The organism is Flavihumibacter fluminis, from assembly GCF_021491375.1.
Lineage (GTDB): Bacteria > Bacteroidota > Bacteroidia > Chitinophagales > Chitinophagaceae > Flavihumibacter > Flavihumibacter fluminis.
The window spans coordinates 343,125-359,876 of the sequence record NZ_JAKEVY010000002.1 but is presented as its reverse complement, the minus strand read 5'-3'; the positions used below and the strand labels follow the sequence as shown (position 1 = coordinate 359,876).

General features: G+C 40.4%; 15 protein-coding genes and 5 tRNA genes. 2 read left to right on the top strand and 18 right to left on the bottom strand.

Translation table 11 applies throughout. From position 1 onward, the window contains the following. Window positions 1–49 precede the first annotated feature (49 nt). The 15 genes from rplL to rpsU form a co-directional block, all read right to left on the bottom strand. Window positions 50–424: a 50S ribosomal protein L7/L12 gene (gene rplL / locus L0U88_RS07865; protein ID WP_234865289.1), complete on the bottom strand. Its 375-nt coding sequence runs from the start codon at window positions 422–424 to the stop codon at window positions 50–52. A 99-nt stretch (window positions 425–523) separates the two neighbouring features. Beyond that, window positions 524–1,060: a 50S ribosomal protein L10 gene (gene rplJ, locus L0U88_RS07860; RefSeq protein ID WP_234865287.1), complete on the bottom strand. Its 537-nt coding sequence runs from the start codon at window positions 1,058–1,060 to the stop codon at window positions 524–526. Window positions 1,061–1,106: 46 nt separating this feature from the next. Next, window positions 1,107–1,799, bottom strand: coding sequence for a 50S ribosomal protein L1 (rplA, locus tag L0U88_RS07855; RefSeq protein WP_234865285.1), 693 nt, complete (start codon window positions 1,797–1,799; stop codon window positions 1,107–1,109). Between the two features lie 26 nt (window positions 1,800–1,825). Continuing rightward, window positions 1,826–2,269 carry a 50S ribosomal protein L11 gene (gene rplK, locus L0U88_RS07850; RefSeq protein ID WP_234865283.1) on the bottom strand — a complete coding sequence of 148 codons (444 nt, stop codon included), beginning with the start codon at window positions 2,267–2,269 and terminating at the stop codon, window positions 1,826–1,828. A 166-nt stretch (window positions 2,270–2,435) separates the two neighbouring features. Then, window positions 2,436–3,002 carry a transcription termination/antitermination protein NusG gene (gene nusG, locus L0U88_RS07845; RefSeq protein ID WP_234865282.1) on the bottom strand — a complete coding sequence of 189 codons (567 nt, stop codon included), beginning with the start codon at window positions 3,000–3,002 and terminating at the stop codon, window positions 2,436–2,438. Further along, window positions 3,002–3,196 (bottom strand): preprotein translocase subunit SecE, encoded by a 195-nt coding sequence (secE, locus tag L0U88_RS07840; RefSeq protein WP_234865281.1) that lies wholly within the window; start codon window positions 3,194–3,196, stop codon window positions 3,002–3,004. The genes nusG and secE overlap by 1 nt, the downstream gene beginning before the upstream one ends. A 98-nt stretch (window positions 3,197–3,294) precedes the next feature. Continuing rightward, window positions 3,295–3,368, bottom strand: a tRNA-Trp gene (locus L0U88_RS07835). Window positions 3,369–3,537: 169 nt separating this feature from the next. Then, window positions 3,538–4,725 carry an elongation factor Tu gene (tuf, locus tag L0U88_RS07830; protein WP_234865280.1) on the bottom strand — a complete coding sequence of 396 codons (1,188 nt, stop codon included), beginning with the start codon at window positions 4,723–4,725 and terminating at the stop codon, window positions 3,538–3,540. 139 nt (window positions 4,726–4,864) lie between these two features. Next, window positions 4,865–4,939 (bottom strand) — tRNA-Thr (locus L0U88_RS07825). Window positions 4,940–4,949: 10 nt separating this feature from the next. Next, window positions 4,950–5,022: transfer RNA gene (locus tag L0U88_RS07820), tRNA-Gly, on the bottom strand. A gap of 86 nt (window positions 5,023–5,108) precedes the next feature. After that, a tRNA-Tyr gene (locus L0U88_RS07815) sits at window positions 5,109–5,191 on the bottom strand. A gap of 15 nt (window positions 5,192–5,206) precedes the next feature. Beyond that, window positions 5,207–5,279: transfer RNA gene (locus tag L0U88_RS07810), tRNA-Thr, on the bottom strand. A gap of 168 nt (window positions 5,280–5,447) precedes the next feature. Further along, the gene (gene hpf, locus L0U88_RS07805) at window positions 5,448–5,750 is read right to left on the bottom strand and encodes a ribosome hibernation-promoting factor, HPF/YfiA family (RefSeq protein ID WP_150846594.1); all 303 of its coding nucleotides are present in this window, start codon (window positions 5,748–5,750) and stop codon (window positions 5,448–5,450) included. Window positions 5,751–5,926: 176 nt separating this feature from the next. Next, window positions 5,927–6,838, bottom strand: a complete 912-nt coding sequence (locus tag L0U88_RS07800) for a tyrosine-type recombinase/integrase (RefSeq protein WP_234865278.1) — start codon at window positions 6,836–6,838, stop codon at window positions 5,927–5,929. Window positions 6,839–6,908: 70 nt separating this feature from the next. Next, window positions 6,909–7,106 carry a 30S ribosomal protein S21 gene (rpsU, locus tag L0U88_RS07795; protein ID WP_150846592.1) on the bottom strand — a complete coding sequence of 66 codons (198 nt, stop codon included), beginning with the start codon at window positions 7,104–7,106 and terminating at the stop codon, window positions 6,909–6,911. Window positions 7,107–7,211: 105 nt separating this feature from the next. Between rpsU and L0U88_RS07790 the strand changes: the two genes are divergently transcribed. Both L0U88_RS07790 and L0U88_RS07785 read left to right on the top strand, forming a co-directional pair. After that, window positions 7,212–7,832, top strand: a complete 621-nt coding sequence (locus L0U88_RS07790) for a riboflavin synthase (protein ID WP_234865276.1) — start codon at window positions 7,212–7,214, stop codon at window positions 7,830–7,832. Then, window positions 7,787–8,932, top strand: coding sequence for a glycosyltransferase family 39 protein (locus L0U88_RS07785; protein WP_234865274.1), 1,146 nt, complete (start codon window positions 7,787–7,789; stop codon window positions 8,930–8,932). Before L0U88_RS07790 ends, L0U88_RS07785 begins: the two co-directional genes overlap by 46 nt. Here L0U88_RS07785 and L0U88_RS07780 read toward each other — a convergent pair. Genes L0U88_RS07780 through L0U88_RS07770 form a run of 3 tightly spaced genes read right to left on the bottom strand, consistent with a single transcriptional unit; the run spans window position 8,929 to window position 16,696 of the window. After that, window positions 8,929–10,437 (bottom strand): hypothetical protein, encoded by a 1,509-nt coding sequence (locus L0U88_RS07780; protein WP_234865272.1) that lies wholly within the window; start codon window positions 10,435–10,437, stop codon window positions 8,929–8,931. The genes L0U88_RS07785 and L0U88_RS07780 overlap by 4 nt on opposite strands. Then, a complete protein-coding gene (gene porU2 / locus L0U88_RS07775) occupies window positions 10,434–15,566 on the bottom strand; it encodes a putative type IX secretion system sortase PorU2 (protein ID WP_234865270.1) in 5,133 nt (1,710 codons plus the stop codon). Before porU2 ends, L0U88_RS07780 begins: the two co-directional genes overlap by 4 nt. 8 nt (window positions 15,567–15,574) lie before the next feature. Then, window positions 15,575–16,696, bottom strand: a complete 1,122-nt coding sequence (locus tag L0U88_RS07770) for a putative type IX sorting system protein PorV2 (protein ID WP_234865268.1) — start codon at window positions 16,694–16,696, stop codon at window positions 15,575–15,577. Between the last annotated feature and the right edge of the window lie 56 nt (window positions 16,697–16,752).

Sequence of the window (16,752 nt, the reverse complement as noted above, 5' to 3'; positions counted from 1 at the left end):
TAAAAAAGCCGTCTCAATGAGACGGCCTTTTTTATTACTGAGATTCTGATTAATTGATTTCAACATCAGCACCAGCTTCTTTCAGCTTGTTAGCGATATCTTCAGCTTCAGCTTTAGATACACCTTCTTTCACAGCTTTAGGAGCTCCGTCAACCAGTTCTTTTGCTTCTTTCAGTCCAAGACCAGTCAGGTCTTTTACTACTTTCACAACATTCAGTTTAGAAGCACCACCGCTTTTCAGGATTACGTTGAAAGCTGTTTTTTCTTCAGCAGCAGCTGCGGCGCCGCCACCATCAGCAGCTACTACTACTGCAGCAGCAGCAGGTTCGATACCATATTCATTTTTCAGTACGTCAGCCAGTTCCTGTACTTCTTTTACAGTAAGGCCAACCAGTTGTTCGGCTAAAGATTTTACGTCTGCCATTTTGATTAGATTTTTACCGTCTTCACAGCCTGTTTGCTCCGACGGCGGTTTTAAAAAAATGCTAAGTCTCCCCTCAGGCAGGGGAATATTGTAAAAGGATTATTCAGCAGGTGCTGCTTCTGCAGCTGGAGCTGTTTCACCACCTTCTTTGTTTGCTTTTTCCAGCAAAGCAGCGATAACGCGCTGGGCAGGAGATTGCAACAGACCAATAACTTCACCAATAAGTTCATTTTTGGTTTTGATTTTGGTCAGTGCTTTCAGTTGATCATCACCAACATAGATGTCGCCATTGATGAAAGCTGCTTTCAGGATCGGACGCTCACTCTTGGATTCCGTGCGGAAAGAAGAGATGATCAGTGCCGGATCTTTGGGGTTCTCGGAGAACATCAGTGCAGTTACATTATTCAGCGCGTCATACACACCTGCATATTTTTCAGCATCCAGAGATTCCAGTGCTTTTTTGATGAGGGTGTTCTTAGCCACTTTCATTTCCACCTGCTTATCGAAGCAAACGCTGCGCAGTTTGGAAACTTGTGCTACAGTGAGGCTTTCTGTATCAGTGATGTAGAAGTTATTATATTGAGCGAACTTACCTTTCAGCAGTTCAATCACTTCTTGTTTTTGTTCTTTAGTCATACCGCTATGATTTATTTCTACCCTTTACAGGAGAACGGTTTTAGAATTAGTGAATAAAAGTTTTAGTATCGATGGTGATACCAGGACTCATGGTGCTGGCCATGCTCACACCTTTCAGGTAAGTACCTTTAGCGGTAGCAGGTTTCAGTTTCAGGATTGCATTGATCAGTTCCTGGCTGTTTTCAGCAATTTTATCCGGACCGAAACTTACACGTCCGATAGAAGCGTGTACGATTCCAGCCTTATCCACTTTAAATGCGATTTTACCACCTTTAACCTCATTAACAGCAGCAGCTACATCGTTTGTAACGGTTCCTGTTTTAGGGTTTGGCATCAGGTTACGAGGACCGAGCACTTTACCCAGCTTACCAATTTTAGGCATTACAGCAGGAGTAGCGATGATTACATCGATATCTGTCCAGCCGCTTTCAATTTTCTGGATAAACTCATCCAGTCCTACGTGGTCTGCACCAGCAGCTTTTGCATCGTTCTCTTTATCAGGAGTACACAAAACCAGTACGCGCTTGGTTTTACCGGTACCGTGAGGGAGTGTTACAGTTCCTCTTACAGCCTGATCCGCTTTCTTGGGATCAACACCCAGACGGATATGCAAGTCAACAGAAGCATCAAACTTTGCGATGTTTACTTCTTTAACAAGTGCGGAAGCTTCTTTAAGGGAATAAATTTTATTGGAATCAACCTTGGGGTTAACTACTTTTCTTTTTTTAGTGATAGCCATTGCTCAAAAGTTTTTGTGTTACACAATTAATTTTCCCATGGAGCAACACCATCAACAGTGATACCCATGCTACGTGCTGTACCGGCTACCATTTTCATGGCACTTTCCAGAGTGAAGCAGTTCAGGTCAGGCATTTTGTCCTTAGCGATTGCTTCTACCTGGGCCCAGGTAACTTTTCCAACTTTTGAACGGTTAGGCTCTTTTGATCCACTCTGAAGCTTGGCAGCTTCCAGCAATTGAACAGATGCAGGAGCAGTTTTAATAACGAAGTCGAACGACTTGTCAGAGTACACTGTGATCAGCACAGGAAGTACTTTACCCATTTTATCCTGTGTTCTGGCATTAAATTGCTTACAGAACTCCATGATGTTCAGACCTTTAGAACCAAGGGCCGGACCAATGGGGGGTGCAGGGTTGGCTTGACCGCCTTTACACTGCAGCTTAACGAAACCAGTGATTTCTTTTGCCATAGTTTTACTTTTTTGGTGTTAACGTCCGCTTTGCTGTAGCATCGGCAGACTCCCAAATCCAATTCGAAAAAAGAACTATTGATTGGGGACGCAAAGGTAGCAATAACACCAGATATAAACAAAAAAAGTGCGCTTGTAGCGCACTTTTAATTCGGTAAATAGCTGCTTACGACAGCTTTTCCACCTGCATATAATTCAGTTCTACCGGAGTTGAACGGCCGAAGATCTTAACGGTAACTTTGAGTTTTTTCTTTTCGTCGTTTACTTCTTCAATGATACCATTGAAGTCATTAAACGGTCCTTCGATGATCTTGATAGTTTCACCAACGATGAATGGCTCACTCATACTCATTCCGCCAGCCTCACTCATTTCATCCATCTTACCAAGCATCTTGTTCACTTCTGCCTTACGAAGAGCGATAGGGTTGTCTTTACCCAGGAAATGAATAACGTTGCTGGTATTTTTGATGGTATCACGAAGATCGTCGCCTAACTTTCCTTCTACAATTTCAATCATAACATATCCGGGATAATAGTTCCGCTCACGCATTACTTTTTTCCCGTTCTGTACTTTATAAACTTTCTCAACCGGCAGAAATACCTGTTTAACCACTTCACTCCATCCGCCACGGCTGATTTCCTTATCGAGATATTCCTTTACTTTCCGCTCCTTGCCACTTACGACGCGCAGCACATACCACTTAGTTTCCTGTTGGTTTATAATTTCTTCCATTATGCAAAGAATGAATAGATCATTTTCAATAAAGAATTAGAAGCAAAATCCATCAGCCAGATAACCAGGGTGATCAGGATAGTTGCAACCAGTACGATCAGGGTGGATTGCTGCAGCTGTCCCCAGGTAGGCCAGGTCACTTTTTCCATGAGCTCTTTATAGGACTCGCTGAAGTAGGTTGTTACTTTATTCATGCTACAAGATTACATATTTACAATCAATCACAGAAACAAAAGAACTCAACAGGTTGTATGACCGTTGAGCTTTTGCAAGTTACTGATTTTACTTTAAGTGGCACGGGCAACAGGATTCGAACCCGTATCTAAGGTTTTGGAGACCTCTATTCTACCATTGAACTATGCCCGTATGGAAAGTGAGACGTGAGATGTGAGATGTGAGATGTAATTACCTAACAAAACGCAATCACTCAGCACGTTTCAGCAATATCAAAATTAAACATTAAAAAGTAAAAAATGGTCCCTTAGTTCGGGCAAGCCTCCCAAAGGGACCATTTTAACTATTTAACCTTAATGGCTTATTTAATGATCTCGGTTACCTGACCAGCTCCTACGGTACGGCCACCTTCGCGGATCGCGAATTTCAGACCTTTTTCCATAGCGATTGGTTGAATCAGGGTAACTTTCAGGTTGGTGTTATCACCAGGCATCACCATTTCAGTTCCTTCAGGCAGCGTACACTCACCTGTTACGTCCGTAGTACGGAAGTAGAACTGAGGACGATACTTGTTAAAGAACGGAGTGTGACGACCACCTTCTTCTTTGCTCAGTACATACACTTCACCACGGAATTCAGTGTGAGGAGTGATAGAACCAGGCTTACAAATTACCATACCACGGCGGATATCTTTCTTTTCAATACCACGGAGGAGCAGACCGGCGTTGTCACCAGCTTCACCTTCATCGAGGAGTTTTTTGAACATCTCAACGCCAGTTACAGTAGAAGTCATTGGTTTTTCCATCAGACCAACGATTTCAACACCTTCACCAACTTTAATACGACCACGCTCGATACGACCAGTAGCAACGGTACCACGACCAGTGATTGAGAATACGTCTTCTACAGACATCAGGAATGGCATATCAACCGGACGGGGAGGCAGCGGAATGTAGCTGTCTACAGCTTCCATCAGTTCGTCTATTTTAGCAACCCACTTGTCTTCACCAGCCAATGCACCGGTAGCAGAACCCTGGATGATCGGAGTGTTGTCACCGTCAAAGCCATAAGAGCTCAGCAGGTCACGGATTTCCATTTCAACCAGTTCCAGCAGTTCTGGGTCATCAACCAGGTCAACTTTATTCATGAACACAACGATCTTGGGAACGCCTACCTGGCGAGCCAGCAGGATGTGTTCTTTTGTTTGAGGCATAGGACCATCGGTAGCAGCCACAACCAGGATAGCACCGTCCATCTGAGCAGCACCGGTAATCATGTTCTTCACATAGTCAGCGTGACCAGGACAGTCAACGTGAGCATAGTGACGGTTTGCTGTCTGATATTCAACGTGTGCAGTATTGATGGTGATACCACGCTCTTTTTCTTCAGGAGCTCCATCAATTTCATCATACTTCTTCGCTGTCGCCAAACCTTTGGTAGCTAGAATGCTGGTAATAGCGGCAGTCAAAGTGGTTTTACCGTGGTCAACGTGGCCAATAGTACCTACGTTAACGTGGGGCTTTTCCCTCTTAAAGGTCTCTTTTGCCATTTTATTTGTTTTTAAGTTGTGGTTTAAAAATTATCCACCCTCCTTTCGGAGGCATCCTATAAATAAGGTGCAATTGCACCCGTTATCAAGAACTACCAGCTCTGATCACATTTCCTGCGTTCCGTACCGGTTGACTCTCTGGAGCCGTTAGTGAGAATCGAACTCACGACCTCTTCCCTACCAAGGAAGTGCTCTACCCCTGAGCTACAACGGCGGAATAAATGAGCGGAAGACGAGTCTCGAACTCGCAACCTATAGCTTGGAAGGCTATCGCTCTACCAATTGAGCTACTTCCGCTTACTGTTTTCAGATCAGATCTGAAAGCAATTTCATTCCCATGAAAAGAACTAAACTCATTCAATCTTGCGATTCAATGAGTAAGGTGGGCAGGAGAGGATTCGAACCTCTGAAGTCGAAAGACAGCGGATTTACAGTCCGCCCCATTTGGCCGCTCTGGAACCTGCCCGTTTTATAAAACAAGAGCCACTTGTCGGAATCGAACCAACGACCTACTGATTACAAATCAGTTGCTCTACCAGCTGAGCTAAAGTGGCGATTGAATGTTTAAAAGAACTTCCCTTTTTGTTTACGGGATGGCAAAGGTAAAAGAATTTAAGAAATACAAAAATTTTGGCTTCATTTTTTTTAAAATTTCCCGAAGGTCGCACCAGCATTGAATTACAGGCAAAAAAAAAGACCTCCGGAGAGGTCTTGAGTATTTTTTAGCTGGCAAATTGTTTTTCTTTTTTTCTTTTTATTTGGTTAACCAGGGAATCCAGCGCACTGTCAAAGGATTCTTCAAATGATTTACTACTGGCTTTTACAAAGAAGTCGTGTTTAGGGACGTGAACTCTGATTTCTGCTACTTTGTCTTTAATCTGATGCACAACATTGTCTAATTTCAAAAAGACATCCACTTTGATGATCCGGTCGTGAAAAGTGGATAGTTTTTCCAGCTTGCTGGTTACATACTCCACTAACTTAATGTCTGCATCAAAGTGTACAGTCTGAATGTTAACGTTCATAACAATCACGTTTAAAGTGAACAATAAATAAAGAACTTCCGGTTTTATGAATAATTCATAGGTTTTAGACCGTCTGTTGCTATGAAGATAACATAAACAGCCTCATTTTCCAAGAATGCCAGTAACTATTTTTATTTTTCGCAATTCCTTCACATACAACATATTAGAGCAATATCTTAGCCTTTTGGATGGGCCTTTTTATGAACCTCTTTGAGTTTGCCAATGGTGTTGTGAGTGTATATCTGTGTAGCTGCCAGACTTGCATGTCCGAGTAACTCCTTCACTGCATTCAACTCAGCTCCCTGGTTCAGTAAATGGGTAGCAAAACTATGCCGGAGTATATGCGGACTTTTTTTCTGCAGGGTTGTCAATCCTTCCAGGTGTTTTTTTACGAGCCGGTATAAATACTTCGCATATACGGGTTTCCCTTTTTCTGTTACAAGCAGTGGTGCTTCAGGGTTATATACTCCCCATTCCTTTTTCTGCATATCCTCATACGAGCGGATCAAATCAAGCAGGGGCTGTTGAACAGGAATAATTCGTTCCTTGCCTCCCTTTCCCCATACCCGCAAACTTTTTTGAAAATAGTCAACCTGGTTATGCCTGAGGGATACCAGTTCGCTAAGGCGCATGCCCGTTTGGTAAAACAGTGCCAATATCAACTGGGTATTAAACCCGGTCCAGCCATCTCCTTCCCCTACCTTATCAAGAAAATGAGCTGCCTGATTTTCTTCCAGGTAAACAGGCAGGCGTTTACCTCCTTTTGGTGCAGCTAGCTGAGCAGCCGGAGACACAGGAATACAACCTTTTCTCAAGTGATATTTATAAAAGGATCGGAGGGAGGAAAGTTTTCGGGCAATACTTGAAGCTGCTAATGGCTCCTTGCCTTCCTTTAGTGATGAAAGCCAGGACCGGATCATCATCGCGCTGGCTTCAGTAAGTTCCTCTACATCGAACTCAACAACCAGGAAATCACGAAAAGCAATCAGGTCGTCCTGGTAGGCCCGGATGGTAAGTGCTGAATACCGTTTTTCCAGCTGCAAATAGGATAAAAAATCCGGGAGGCTTGTTTCTGAATTGGCAGACATACAAAAGAGATCGCAGCAAATCTACAAGATTGCTGCGATCTCTTCACACTATATTGAACAGTAAGATCGATTATACTTCGAACTTTCCGCTGGCTACCTGCTGCTTGTAAACAGCCTTGAGCACTTCTGCACGGCGTCTTACAGACGGCTTGGTAAAAGACTGACGGTCTCTCAATTGCACCAGAATCTTCGCTTTCTCAAACTTTTTCTTGTACTTTTTGAGGGCTTTGTCGATGTTTTCGCAGTCTTTAGAATCGATAATCAGCATAGAATATACCTCCTTTGGTAAATTTTTGGAGGGCAAAGATAGGGAAACAGTAACAAATACCAAATCCTTTTTCCCAAAAACCTGTTTTGCCCCTAATTTGCAGTTATGTTTACCGGTATAATAGAGACTACAGGGAAGATTATCAATATTCAGACGGAAGGTACGAACCGAATCTTTTGGGTGGAATCTGCCATTTCCCACGAATTAACAATTGATCAGAGTGTTTCTCATAATGGTGTCTGCCTTACTGTAGATGCCCTGGAAGATGGCAAACACAGGGTTACAGCTATTGCTGAAAGCCTGGACAAAACCAACCTCGGTAAATGGGAAACCGGTAATCTGGTCAACCTGGAACGATGCATGCCCATCAATGGACGCCTGGATGGCCATATTGTGCAGGGTCATGTTGACTGTACAGGCACCTGTATTTCACGAATAGACAAATCTGGAAGTTGGGAGTACCGATTTAAAATACCGGTAGCGTTTGCAGCCCTGATAATTGAGAAAGGATCTATTTCATTAAATGGTACCAGTCTAACCATTTTTAATGTTACGGAAGATGAGTTCACAGTGGCGATTATACCTTATACCTTTGAACACACGAATATCCATACTGTTCAACCGGGTGACCTGGTAAATATTGAATTTGATATTGTAGGGAAATATATTAATCGGACCCAATGGCTGAATTCAAAAAGTACAAGCAGTTTTGGGGTAAACAGGTAAGAGATATACCAGTATACCATTTATTATTAATCGTTCTTTGGATAGTTATTCAAGTAATTCTTTTTCTCAAATTCGGTATTGTCACAGATGGAGAAGCAGAGAAGTATTTGAGTGAATCTGATTTATTAATAACTGAACAAAAACTCAGCTCAAATCAATTTATTCTTTATGGATCCTACATAATCTATGTCACATTCTGTAAATTATTGGGGTTTAGCGTTTTTGGTATATACATTCTTCAGACACTATTCTCGGGAATCTCATTAATTGTTTTTTATCATATTTGCAAGGGACAACTAAAAAATACACTATCAGCTACACTGGCGGTATGCTTACTGATTGTGTGCATCCCTTACCAATCCTGGAACAATCATTTGTATACAGAATCTTTTTTTTTAAGCCTGCAATTGACATTTCTTTTTTTTTACTTTAAATACGGAATTAAAAACCTGGGAACATGGCTAATCTTACTGCTGTTTTTATTTTCCAGGCCCACCGCCATACTCTCCATTACAGCTGTATTGATTCATGCAGCATATAGCCATTGTTTAATGCAAAAGATTACAACTAGATTAATATTACTCACTTCCATATCAATTCTGTGTATTTTCTTACTTATTAATTCCTTTCTTTCAATTGGAGGCTCCTATGATTTTAAAAAGCCCTTTGTCGAAGGGAATGTGATTTGTTACATACCTTCTGAAATTTCAATTCAACCTGACACATCAGGAATTACAAATCCTAATACCCTTCAGGGGATAGGTAAATTGATTATTAAAAATCCAGGTTTTTTTGCGCAGCTATTTCTGAAAAGAAGCAGTTCTTATTTCGGCTTAACAAGGGATCACTTTTCAAAGAGGCATAATCTTTTACTTATCGGATTCTTTTATCCTCTCTATTTAATGGCAGCAATTGCGCTAGTTTTTGTGTTGCGAACAAATAAGCCATTGATGATATTCATTCTCTCCTTTATTTCCTTATTCTGGGGATCCGTTTTATTAACCTGTGACGATTGGCTCAACAGATTTTTTATGCCAATAGTTCCTATCCTACTATTAACATCAGCGAGCTTATTTGCGAAAAGAGAAATCAGCCACTAAGGAAGCAGTTTCAAATTTTTATTATCCCAATAAAGTACCGGCTTGGTTGAGTCAATTGCTGATTTTTCAAAAATTTTGGTCTCTCTATTAAATGAAAGTACAGTTGATCTGTTCAAAAAAACTGTATTTACCCCTATTAAAAGGCTGCCTGAACTGTCGATTATCGGTTTCAGAACTTCATTTAATATTAGTTGATGAGATGGGCCCTGAAGTGAAAGCAATACAATTCCCGTAGTATCTAGCCCCCTTAGGATTAAAGCTTCAGGAAAACCATTCCGAAAAACATGCGCTCCAAAATATTCTTCAGGAAGATTTACTACATACATTTTATCTGCCTTACTTCTGTATGCAATCATATCATCCAATATAACCTTACTTATTTCATCAGCTTTCTTCCAGATTTTATTACCGTTATGAAGGCAAAACAAAAAATACCCTACTAGTAAACCTGCAGCCCAACGCAACTGAACACTGGAACATAACTGAACTAAACTATATGCCAGCAAAATAGAGAAGTAAAAAGTAGGGAAATAATATAACCTGTCGCCTTCCAGTGTTCTGGTACTTATTCCAAATAATGAAGGCAAAACAAAGGAAACCCCAAATGAAATCAGGATTGAGAAAAACACTCCGCGGCCCGACTTATCAAGCTTTAAAAGCCTAAAGGAGACAAATAACAAAACAATCCCAGCAACAAGACTAAGAATTATCATCCAAATTTCAGCAAAACCAGGTGGCAAAATGAATCTTCCCGATGCTTTGAATATTTTGAGCACTAACACATTTGGAGAAAAATCAAAAATTCGGTCGCCATAATCACCAACAATCACTCCTACAAGGTAATATCGCACCAATAAGTTCAAAAGTGCTGTTATCAGAAAAATCAGAGACCATTTCCACCAATTCTTATTTGCCTGTTGATTAGCCCGTATTAGTACAGCAACAATCAGGGGAACAAGGATCGTATTCTCATAGGTACTTAATGATAAAAAATATAAAACACTGACTATACCAACCCAGAAACCATCCGGTTGTCGAATTAAAGAAAGGTAAATGGCAAGAACTGCAAATAATGTAGCAAGACTAGAACCACGGCCAACTGCCCACAATAAAGATTCATGATGAAATGGATACAGAACAAAAAACAATGTTGCGTATAATGCAATGACCGTTTTTTTTTCTTTCTCAGAAAATAAAACCAGACAGCTTTTATAGATCATTAATCCGCATAACGCATGTATTATTATATTAAACAATACAAAGGACCATCCATGATTTCCGCTTATTTGGTAACATAGGTATAATGTAATATCAGATACCGGTCTGAAAAAACTGTTCAGATTTAAAAAAAGACCTTTGGAAACTTTTAATACTACTTCATGATCATCAGAAGAAAGCCCTTTGTTTAGTAAAGAACCATAAGCTAGCAGCGTTATTAAAAGGCTTAGAAAGAAAACAGTAACCTGTTCAATTCGAGAGCCATTTCTTGCTGAAAAATTAATCATCGTATCAAATACATTTTCCCATACCCTCGGGTAAAATATTTATCAGTATTATCACCGTCGGCTCTGAACTTATCCATTTTTATTCCATTTAATGTTGAGACTACCCGGTACAGGTATACCCCATTTGCCAATCTTTGTCCAAACTGATCTGTACCATCCCACTTGTATTCCGTAATATTTCGTCCTATACGCAAAGGTCCAAGTTCATCGCCCGTTATTTCACGAACCACCTTGCCAGTTACTGTTAGAATCTGAATCTTGAAATTTGTTGGTATTTCACTTCCTGTAAGCGTAAACACAAATGCGGTAGATGTACTGAATGGATTTGGATAGTTCAATAAATTGGATATCATTGGCTTATTAACCACCTTGAATTCAATTGAATACCCAGCCCTTCCCGCAGTATTTTCACTGGCATCTTTACCAACAACAGTCAGTTCATAACTATCAATGCCGGATTCCTGATCAAATGTTTGCAAAAATGCCGGAGTAAAATCGATAGTGGCCGTATTATCAGTACCTGCAACAGCTGGAGTAAATCTGACGGTATCATTATCGAAGCGATAATTTCTGATTGTGCCATCAGGAAATTTAACCTGAATTCTCATCAAGGAGGTATCTTTTAACAGCAAGAACTTTGATTCGTCTTTCAATTTAATCTGAATCCTAGGCTTAGCAGATACTATATCACCATTTAAAATATGGACTCCATCAAATGTAACATCCAGTAATGGATTGGTATTATCACCTTTCACAAATAAATTCCTGAAAAGGAAATTATTAAATCTATACTGCTCAGGTTGATGAAAATCCGGATTGAAGTCAACAAACAATGTGTTCAATCCTGGATAATTCTTTGTGTCGATGGTATAATTGAATCTCAATGTATCCTGGCCCGGGAGAGGCTTTTGCATTTGAACCGGAAGTTCAGTAGTAACATTATTTGCATCGGATATAGTTACCTTAACTTTTAAGCTATCAAATGCGACACTCGTGATGTTTTTAAATGCAATACCAAAATTTACAGGCTCACCAATATCAGCGGTATCTTTCGCGGAAAGATACAATTTCGGAACTATGGCTCCTTCAGGAACCGGATCATAAATTAACTTCCAGTAATTCAACTGGAAAGGTGTATAATTAACCGCATCCTTATTCCGCATATATAACTGAACATAAGGATAGGTTTCCGCATTTATATCGGAAATATCAACTATTCGCTCATCGGCGTTTATTTCCCTAAGAACAACCGGGTTATTATCTCCCCTTATACCCAGCAACTGAATTGTTACTTCATCAGGAGCACTTGTCTCCAAATATTTACCTTCCCATCGCAACTCTTTCCAGCTTTTCGCAGGTCCAAATCTGGGTGAGGTAATCATCCCAATGGAGTCTTGCGATGCTGCATTAGTCGAAATAAAAAAACGGTCATACAGGCCAGCTGACACTCTTGTTTGAGGTACAAAAGAGGGATCGTTTTTCTTATAGATAAGGCCCCAGCATTTAGGAGCATTTACTTCATCAATATTAGTAAAACCTGCGTTAAGTAATTTGTGATAAAGAGAGTTATTTGATCCATACAGTGCTGTATCTGCTCTCCAGGTAGAACTGAATGAAGCGTTAGTAGCATAATCAATTGATCGTACTATTACATAATAACCATCCGGAATTGAATCCATCATATCCATCATTAATTTTCTGGATGCAGCTGTCATGTAAGAGAACTCAAAATTCCAGTTTCTTGATGGCTGACAATTTGCAGATGCACTCCCAAACCGATTTAGATTCTGACCATTCTCATCCACGTTTTTCCACGGCACCATCGTTTTGGGGTCAATAACTATGAATATAAGAGAACGGCCCAAACAGGCACTTTTAATAAAATCATCATCATTGATCACAACGCTGAAATCATTGTCTTCTAATCCGGATGTTGGATAAATACCATGTCGGACCTGAACTGAATTATTTCTGATTCCAAAATCCCATTTATTACCTTCTGCCAAAGTCATCTGCTGTATTTCAGATTCCTTGTGTTGATAAAAATGTGACTGATTGAAACCAAACTGGCCGTTAGCACGATATTGAAAACTTGAAACATTCCAAATAAATTCGCCACCTTCCCCCGGAACCAATGCCGTTCTCCAATAATATACCACACTGTCCTGAAAACTCATTTGCGGGTCAAATTCAAGTAACCCTCCTTCGGAACTTATAGTTACCGCTTTTTTAAGAGATGAATTAAAATTCGTAGTTGTATCAATTTCCATGATGTACTGCTTCATGGAACTAAACGGATTAGCCGTAGATGCATAAAACTTCTGAGATGGCTCAGTTACAATTGAATAGTTATAAGGGAAAGCCGGAGAAGCTTCATCTTCATAAATGAAAAAGGTCTTGGATATGCTATTATTATCCTCAACCATTTCTGAAATTCTATCCTCACCATCGATTACGACCGCTATTCTTCCTTGTCCTTTATGAATTGTACTAATAATGGGAAGTTGAAATTCCAGTGAATCAACTAGTTTAGGAGCAAGTCTTTTTTGATTATAGAGTACTACTTCTGTGCCATCCGGATTAATGCGCTTAACCTCAACGTTCACAGAATCATTTATAGCCTTGCCTATATTGTAATATTTTACTTTAACATTAAATGTTTGATCCGATACTGAAATAAAAGAAGGACTAATCTCAACAGTTGACTCCTCAACTGCATAATCCGGCTTTTCCTGAAAATTCATTACAAGAGCCGGGTCCCCGTGTAAATTAACTTGCTCCGCATGTGCACGAGCAAGGAAATCGATCGGAGAATACCGTTGCTTCATTTCAACCAATGCATCTTTAATTACTACCCCCAATGGTCTTCCATAATCAGTTTTTCCAATCTGATTATAAAAGGAAGTCAGATACACACCAAGGTAATTTACTACTCCAAAATGCGTACTTGCGATGAAAGCAACCCCTCCCCTCTGTTTCGCCAATGTAAATTTTTCAGTTAGTGTTTCATAAACCTGGAAACGGCCTGCAGAATATTGAAAAAAATCTCCAGCATAACAGCCATTTACAGAGAAAACAGGATATTTCCCCTGATTGTTATAGTCATTGGGATCTTCAATACTGAATTCAAGTGTGTTGGCAGATGAATGTCCGAAATAGGTTAAAAGACTTATCCCTGATTCAAATTGATTCCGGATAACCTGCGCCCCTGACTGATCCTGCTGCCCACCAGCAGTTTTACATAAAACTGTTGCATTTGCACCAGTTAAGGTATCATCAATCAGCGTTTTATATGAATTCATAAAATTACAGAGCTGAACTCCCAATAGGGCATCAGTAGCTCCGGTTACATGCAAAATATTTTTCTTCCATATTTGATCCTCAATCTGGCCAGAAACTGTTTTTTGAACCTGTTCATACTCTTTTACCTTTTCCAGATAATCTGTAACTTCTGCAGGCCGAATTACTGAAAGTCTTCCAATAGGTGTTTGAATTAGGGGATCACTGGAAGATGCAGAACTCATGAGATTATCAGAACCCGGAAATCCAAAAGTGGGCAACAGATTTAATTCTTTTAATTGGGGCCGCATTGTGATATTATTACTGGCCCGATAATAATTATAAGTCACCCCTTTACCAATTAGAAAAACATTCTGAAGCGGACTACTAAAATTTGCCCTGGCGAACCTTATGAAGTTTTTTATGGACAATGGATGTCCCTCTTGTCCGAATGCAAACTGATCGGTCAACTCTTCAATATCATAAATTTTTGCATTAAAAGCTCCGCCTGTAGCACTGCTTCTATACTGGCGATAATCTTCTACCGGATTGGAGCCATCCGGACCATTGAGTAAAACTTTATTGGAAATAATTAAATAATCACCCTGTAATGCTGCATTTGAATAATCCGTAAATGTTCTGGAGCTAAATGCGTTTACAATATTGGGATAACCTGTAGCAGAAGCCTGACTGACCATTACCAATTTCCTGGTATTAACAGAACCCGGTAGTGCAAATCTGAATACACCAGCAACTTGTGTATTCGCTACATAGCGCTCCTGGTTTTCCAGGTCATACAGAACAGGAGCTACTCCCCCGCTATTGAAATTTCTGATTTCAAGAAAATATCCATTTGTACGCGGCTGCAGCTCAAATGCAAATGTTCGGGCATTATTAAAATTAAATTCCCTCGCATAGGTTAATTCGTAAAAAGAAATTACCATCCGGTCCAGGTAAGGATCTGGTCCGGTTGCAGGAGCCGGTGGCTGAACATTTGTAAATGCTACTGAAGCAGCACCGGTTGCCAGCAAGGCATTCGGAACAGGAACCGTAGCAACCAGATCAGAAAAAAAGTTCATTGAATTTTCATAAAGTTGATTACCATTCAACTCCACTCTTACTCGCCTGGTTTTTGTTGTATTTCCAAAAGCACCAAACTGGAGCGTACCGTCGGGACCACCCACAAAAGGTCTCAGGTTTGTCTGGTTGTCCGTACGCGTAATACGTTGCCTAATTTCATTACTGGAGAAAAATTCTCCTCTATCGTAGGAAGAAGAGAAAACATACTGCTCAAGATCAGCCGCAAATCCCGGATTCAATCTTTCCTTATAATCTCTTGCTAGCTTATGAATGAAATATGGCTCAACCGGCAATGTATTGGAAGCAACATCATTATTAACTGAAGTAAATCGTTTATTCGGCAAGGATGGTTCAACAGTCAAAAAATAAATCGCAGTGTCAACATGCAAATTATACTTTGTCCGGTGCTGAAACTGTTCTTCCCGATATAAAATCCGATCAGTTGTTCCATCATTGGCCAATCCCCAAAATTCAATGTAACCATCTGCTGGCAAAACCCCTGAATTGACAGAAGTGAATATAGGAACCTCTACACCATTTCGATATAAGCGAAAATGCTCAGCAGGAGTTGAATTCAGACCAATAGTTGAAAGAGATGCGGCCGGAATTCTATACACCCCATCAGTCCCCACTTTGAACTTATAATAGGTTTTATTAAAATCAATCCATTCATTATTAAAGGGCTGAGCAAATGAAGTAAATCCGGTTGCCAGTAACACAACCAGCATAATCAATAAACGATTGAAGGAATTCTTTCGGTTCAGATACATATGCTTAATCAGTTACTTTTGTTCTTTGATTTTTTGACCAGGTCAAGTTTCAATGAAAATACGTGCGTATACAGGGGATTGGATTGGTTCGCCAGGTTGGTAAATGCATAATCAATCATCACGTTCTGTAAACGAAAACCGGCTCCAATAGCAGGTTGATAAATCCAAACCTTTTTCTGATAGGTACTGTCATTATCATCCAGTGCTTTTTGAAAATTGTTGATGCCTGCACGTACAAAAAATACTTTTTTAACGGATGCTTCCAGACCGATTTTAGGATCCACACTCAAGGCAGAGCTACTGATCACCGTATTACGCCTGCCATCAAACGTAAAATCCAGATTGGCTTCTGCCAACAGATCAATTGACTTGCTTAACTTAAAATTGTAAGAAGCTCCCGCAATCAGTTTGGGTGCAGTTAGTTCATTCGACTTTACAGGAACATCGTTCTGCGTAACATAAAACACTTCCCGCATTTTGTCATTGATGTTGTACGTCCAGGCATTGAAGGTGGTGGTAACATCCCTTGCAACCACTCCTATCTGCAACCTTTTATTGATGTACTGGACACCCGCATCGAAACCAAATCCCCAGGCAGTTGCAAAATCACCCGCCTTACGATGTATGACTTTGGCATTAAATCCAAGATTGAGTTTTTTATCAGGGGACCCCTTCATTTTCAGTTCCTGCGCATAAGAAAAAAGAAAAGCATAGTCAGCAGAAGAAAAGGTGGTGATGTTATCAAAATTGATGGTACCATCCGGTTCTACCAGGAAAACCGTATTTGGAATATCATCTACAGCAAACCGCAGTACTGATAACCCGATCGTTCTTTTACCATCTTTCAGGGGAAGCGCAATATTGGCATAATCGTATTTGCCAATACCCGCAAAATATTCGGCATGCATAATGTTCACCTGGGCCTGGTTCTTAACATGCACCAGCGCAGCCGGGTTCCAATAACCCGCCGTACCATCTGAAACAGACGCTACCTGCGCCGAGCCCATCCCCAGGCCTCTGGCTCCTGCGCCTATATTCAGAAATTCATTGGAATATTTTCGAAACTGTGCAGACAGCGCCATAGGCACCATCAAAAGGCAGAATAAGAATCCTCGGTTAATTAGGTTCATCAGACAACTTTCAGGATAAGCAAAGATTACGCTAATGGACTAAAACGCCGCCGCCG

Coding starts and splice junctions, on each gene's coding strand:
- L0U88_RS07785 (WP_234865274.1), top strand. CDS start 7,787: ATGGCTGAATTCAAAAAGTACAAGCAGTTTTGGGGTAAACAGGTAAGA.
- rplL (WP_234865289.1), bottom strand. CDS start 424: ATGGCAGACGTAAAATCTTTAGCCGAACAACTGGTTGGCCTTACTGTA.
- L0U88_RS07780 (WP_234865272.1), bottom strand. CDS start 10,437: ATGATTAATTTTTCAGCAAGAAATGGCTCTCGAATTGAACAGGTTACT.
- hpf (WP_150846594.1), bottom strand. CDS start 5,750: ATGAACGTTAACATTCAGACTGTACACTTTGATGCAGACATTAAGTTA.
- secE (WP_234865281.1), bottom strand. CDS start 3,196: ATGAATAAAGTAACAACCTACTTCAGCGAGTCCTATAAAGAGCTCATG.
- porU2 (WP_234865270.1), bottom strand. CDS start 15,566: ATGTATCTGAACCGAAAGAATTCCTTCAATCGTTTATTGATTATGCTG.
- L0U88_RS07790 (WP_234865276.1), top strand. CDS start 7,212: ATGTTTACCGGTATAATAGAGACTACAGGGAAGATTATCAATATTCAG.
- L0U88_RS07770 (WP_234865268.1), bottom strand. CDS start 16,696: ATGAACCTAATTAACCGAGGATTCTTATTCTGCCTTTTGATGGTGCCT.
- rplJ (WP_234865287.1), bottom strand. CDS start 1,060: ATGACTAAAGAACAAAAACAAGAAGTGATTGAACTGCTGAAAGGTAAG.
- nusG (WP_234865282.1), bottom strand. CDS start 3,002: ATGGAAGAAATTATAAACCAACAGGAAACTAAGTGGTATGTGCTGCGC.
- tuf (WP_234865280.1), bottom strand. CDS start 4,725: ATGGCAAAAGAGACCTTTAAGAGGGAAAAGCCCCACGTTAACGTAGGT.
- rplK (WP_234865283.1), bottom strand. CDS start 2,269: ATGGCAAAAGAAATCACTGGTTTCGTTAAGCTGCAGTGTAAAGGCGGT.
- rpsU (WP_150846592.1), bottom strand. CDS start 7,106: ATGCTGATTATCGATTCTAAAGACTGCGAAAACATCGACAAAGCCCTC.
- rplA (WP_234865285.1), bottom strand. CDS start 1,799: ATGGCTATCACTAAAAAAAGAAAAGTAGTTAACCCCAAGGTTGATTCC.
- L0U88_RS07800 (WP_234865278.1), bottom strand. CDS start 6,838: ATGTCTGCCAATTCAGAAACAAGCCTCCCGGATTTTTTATCCTATTTG.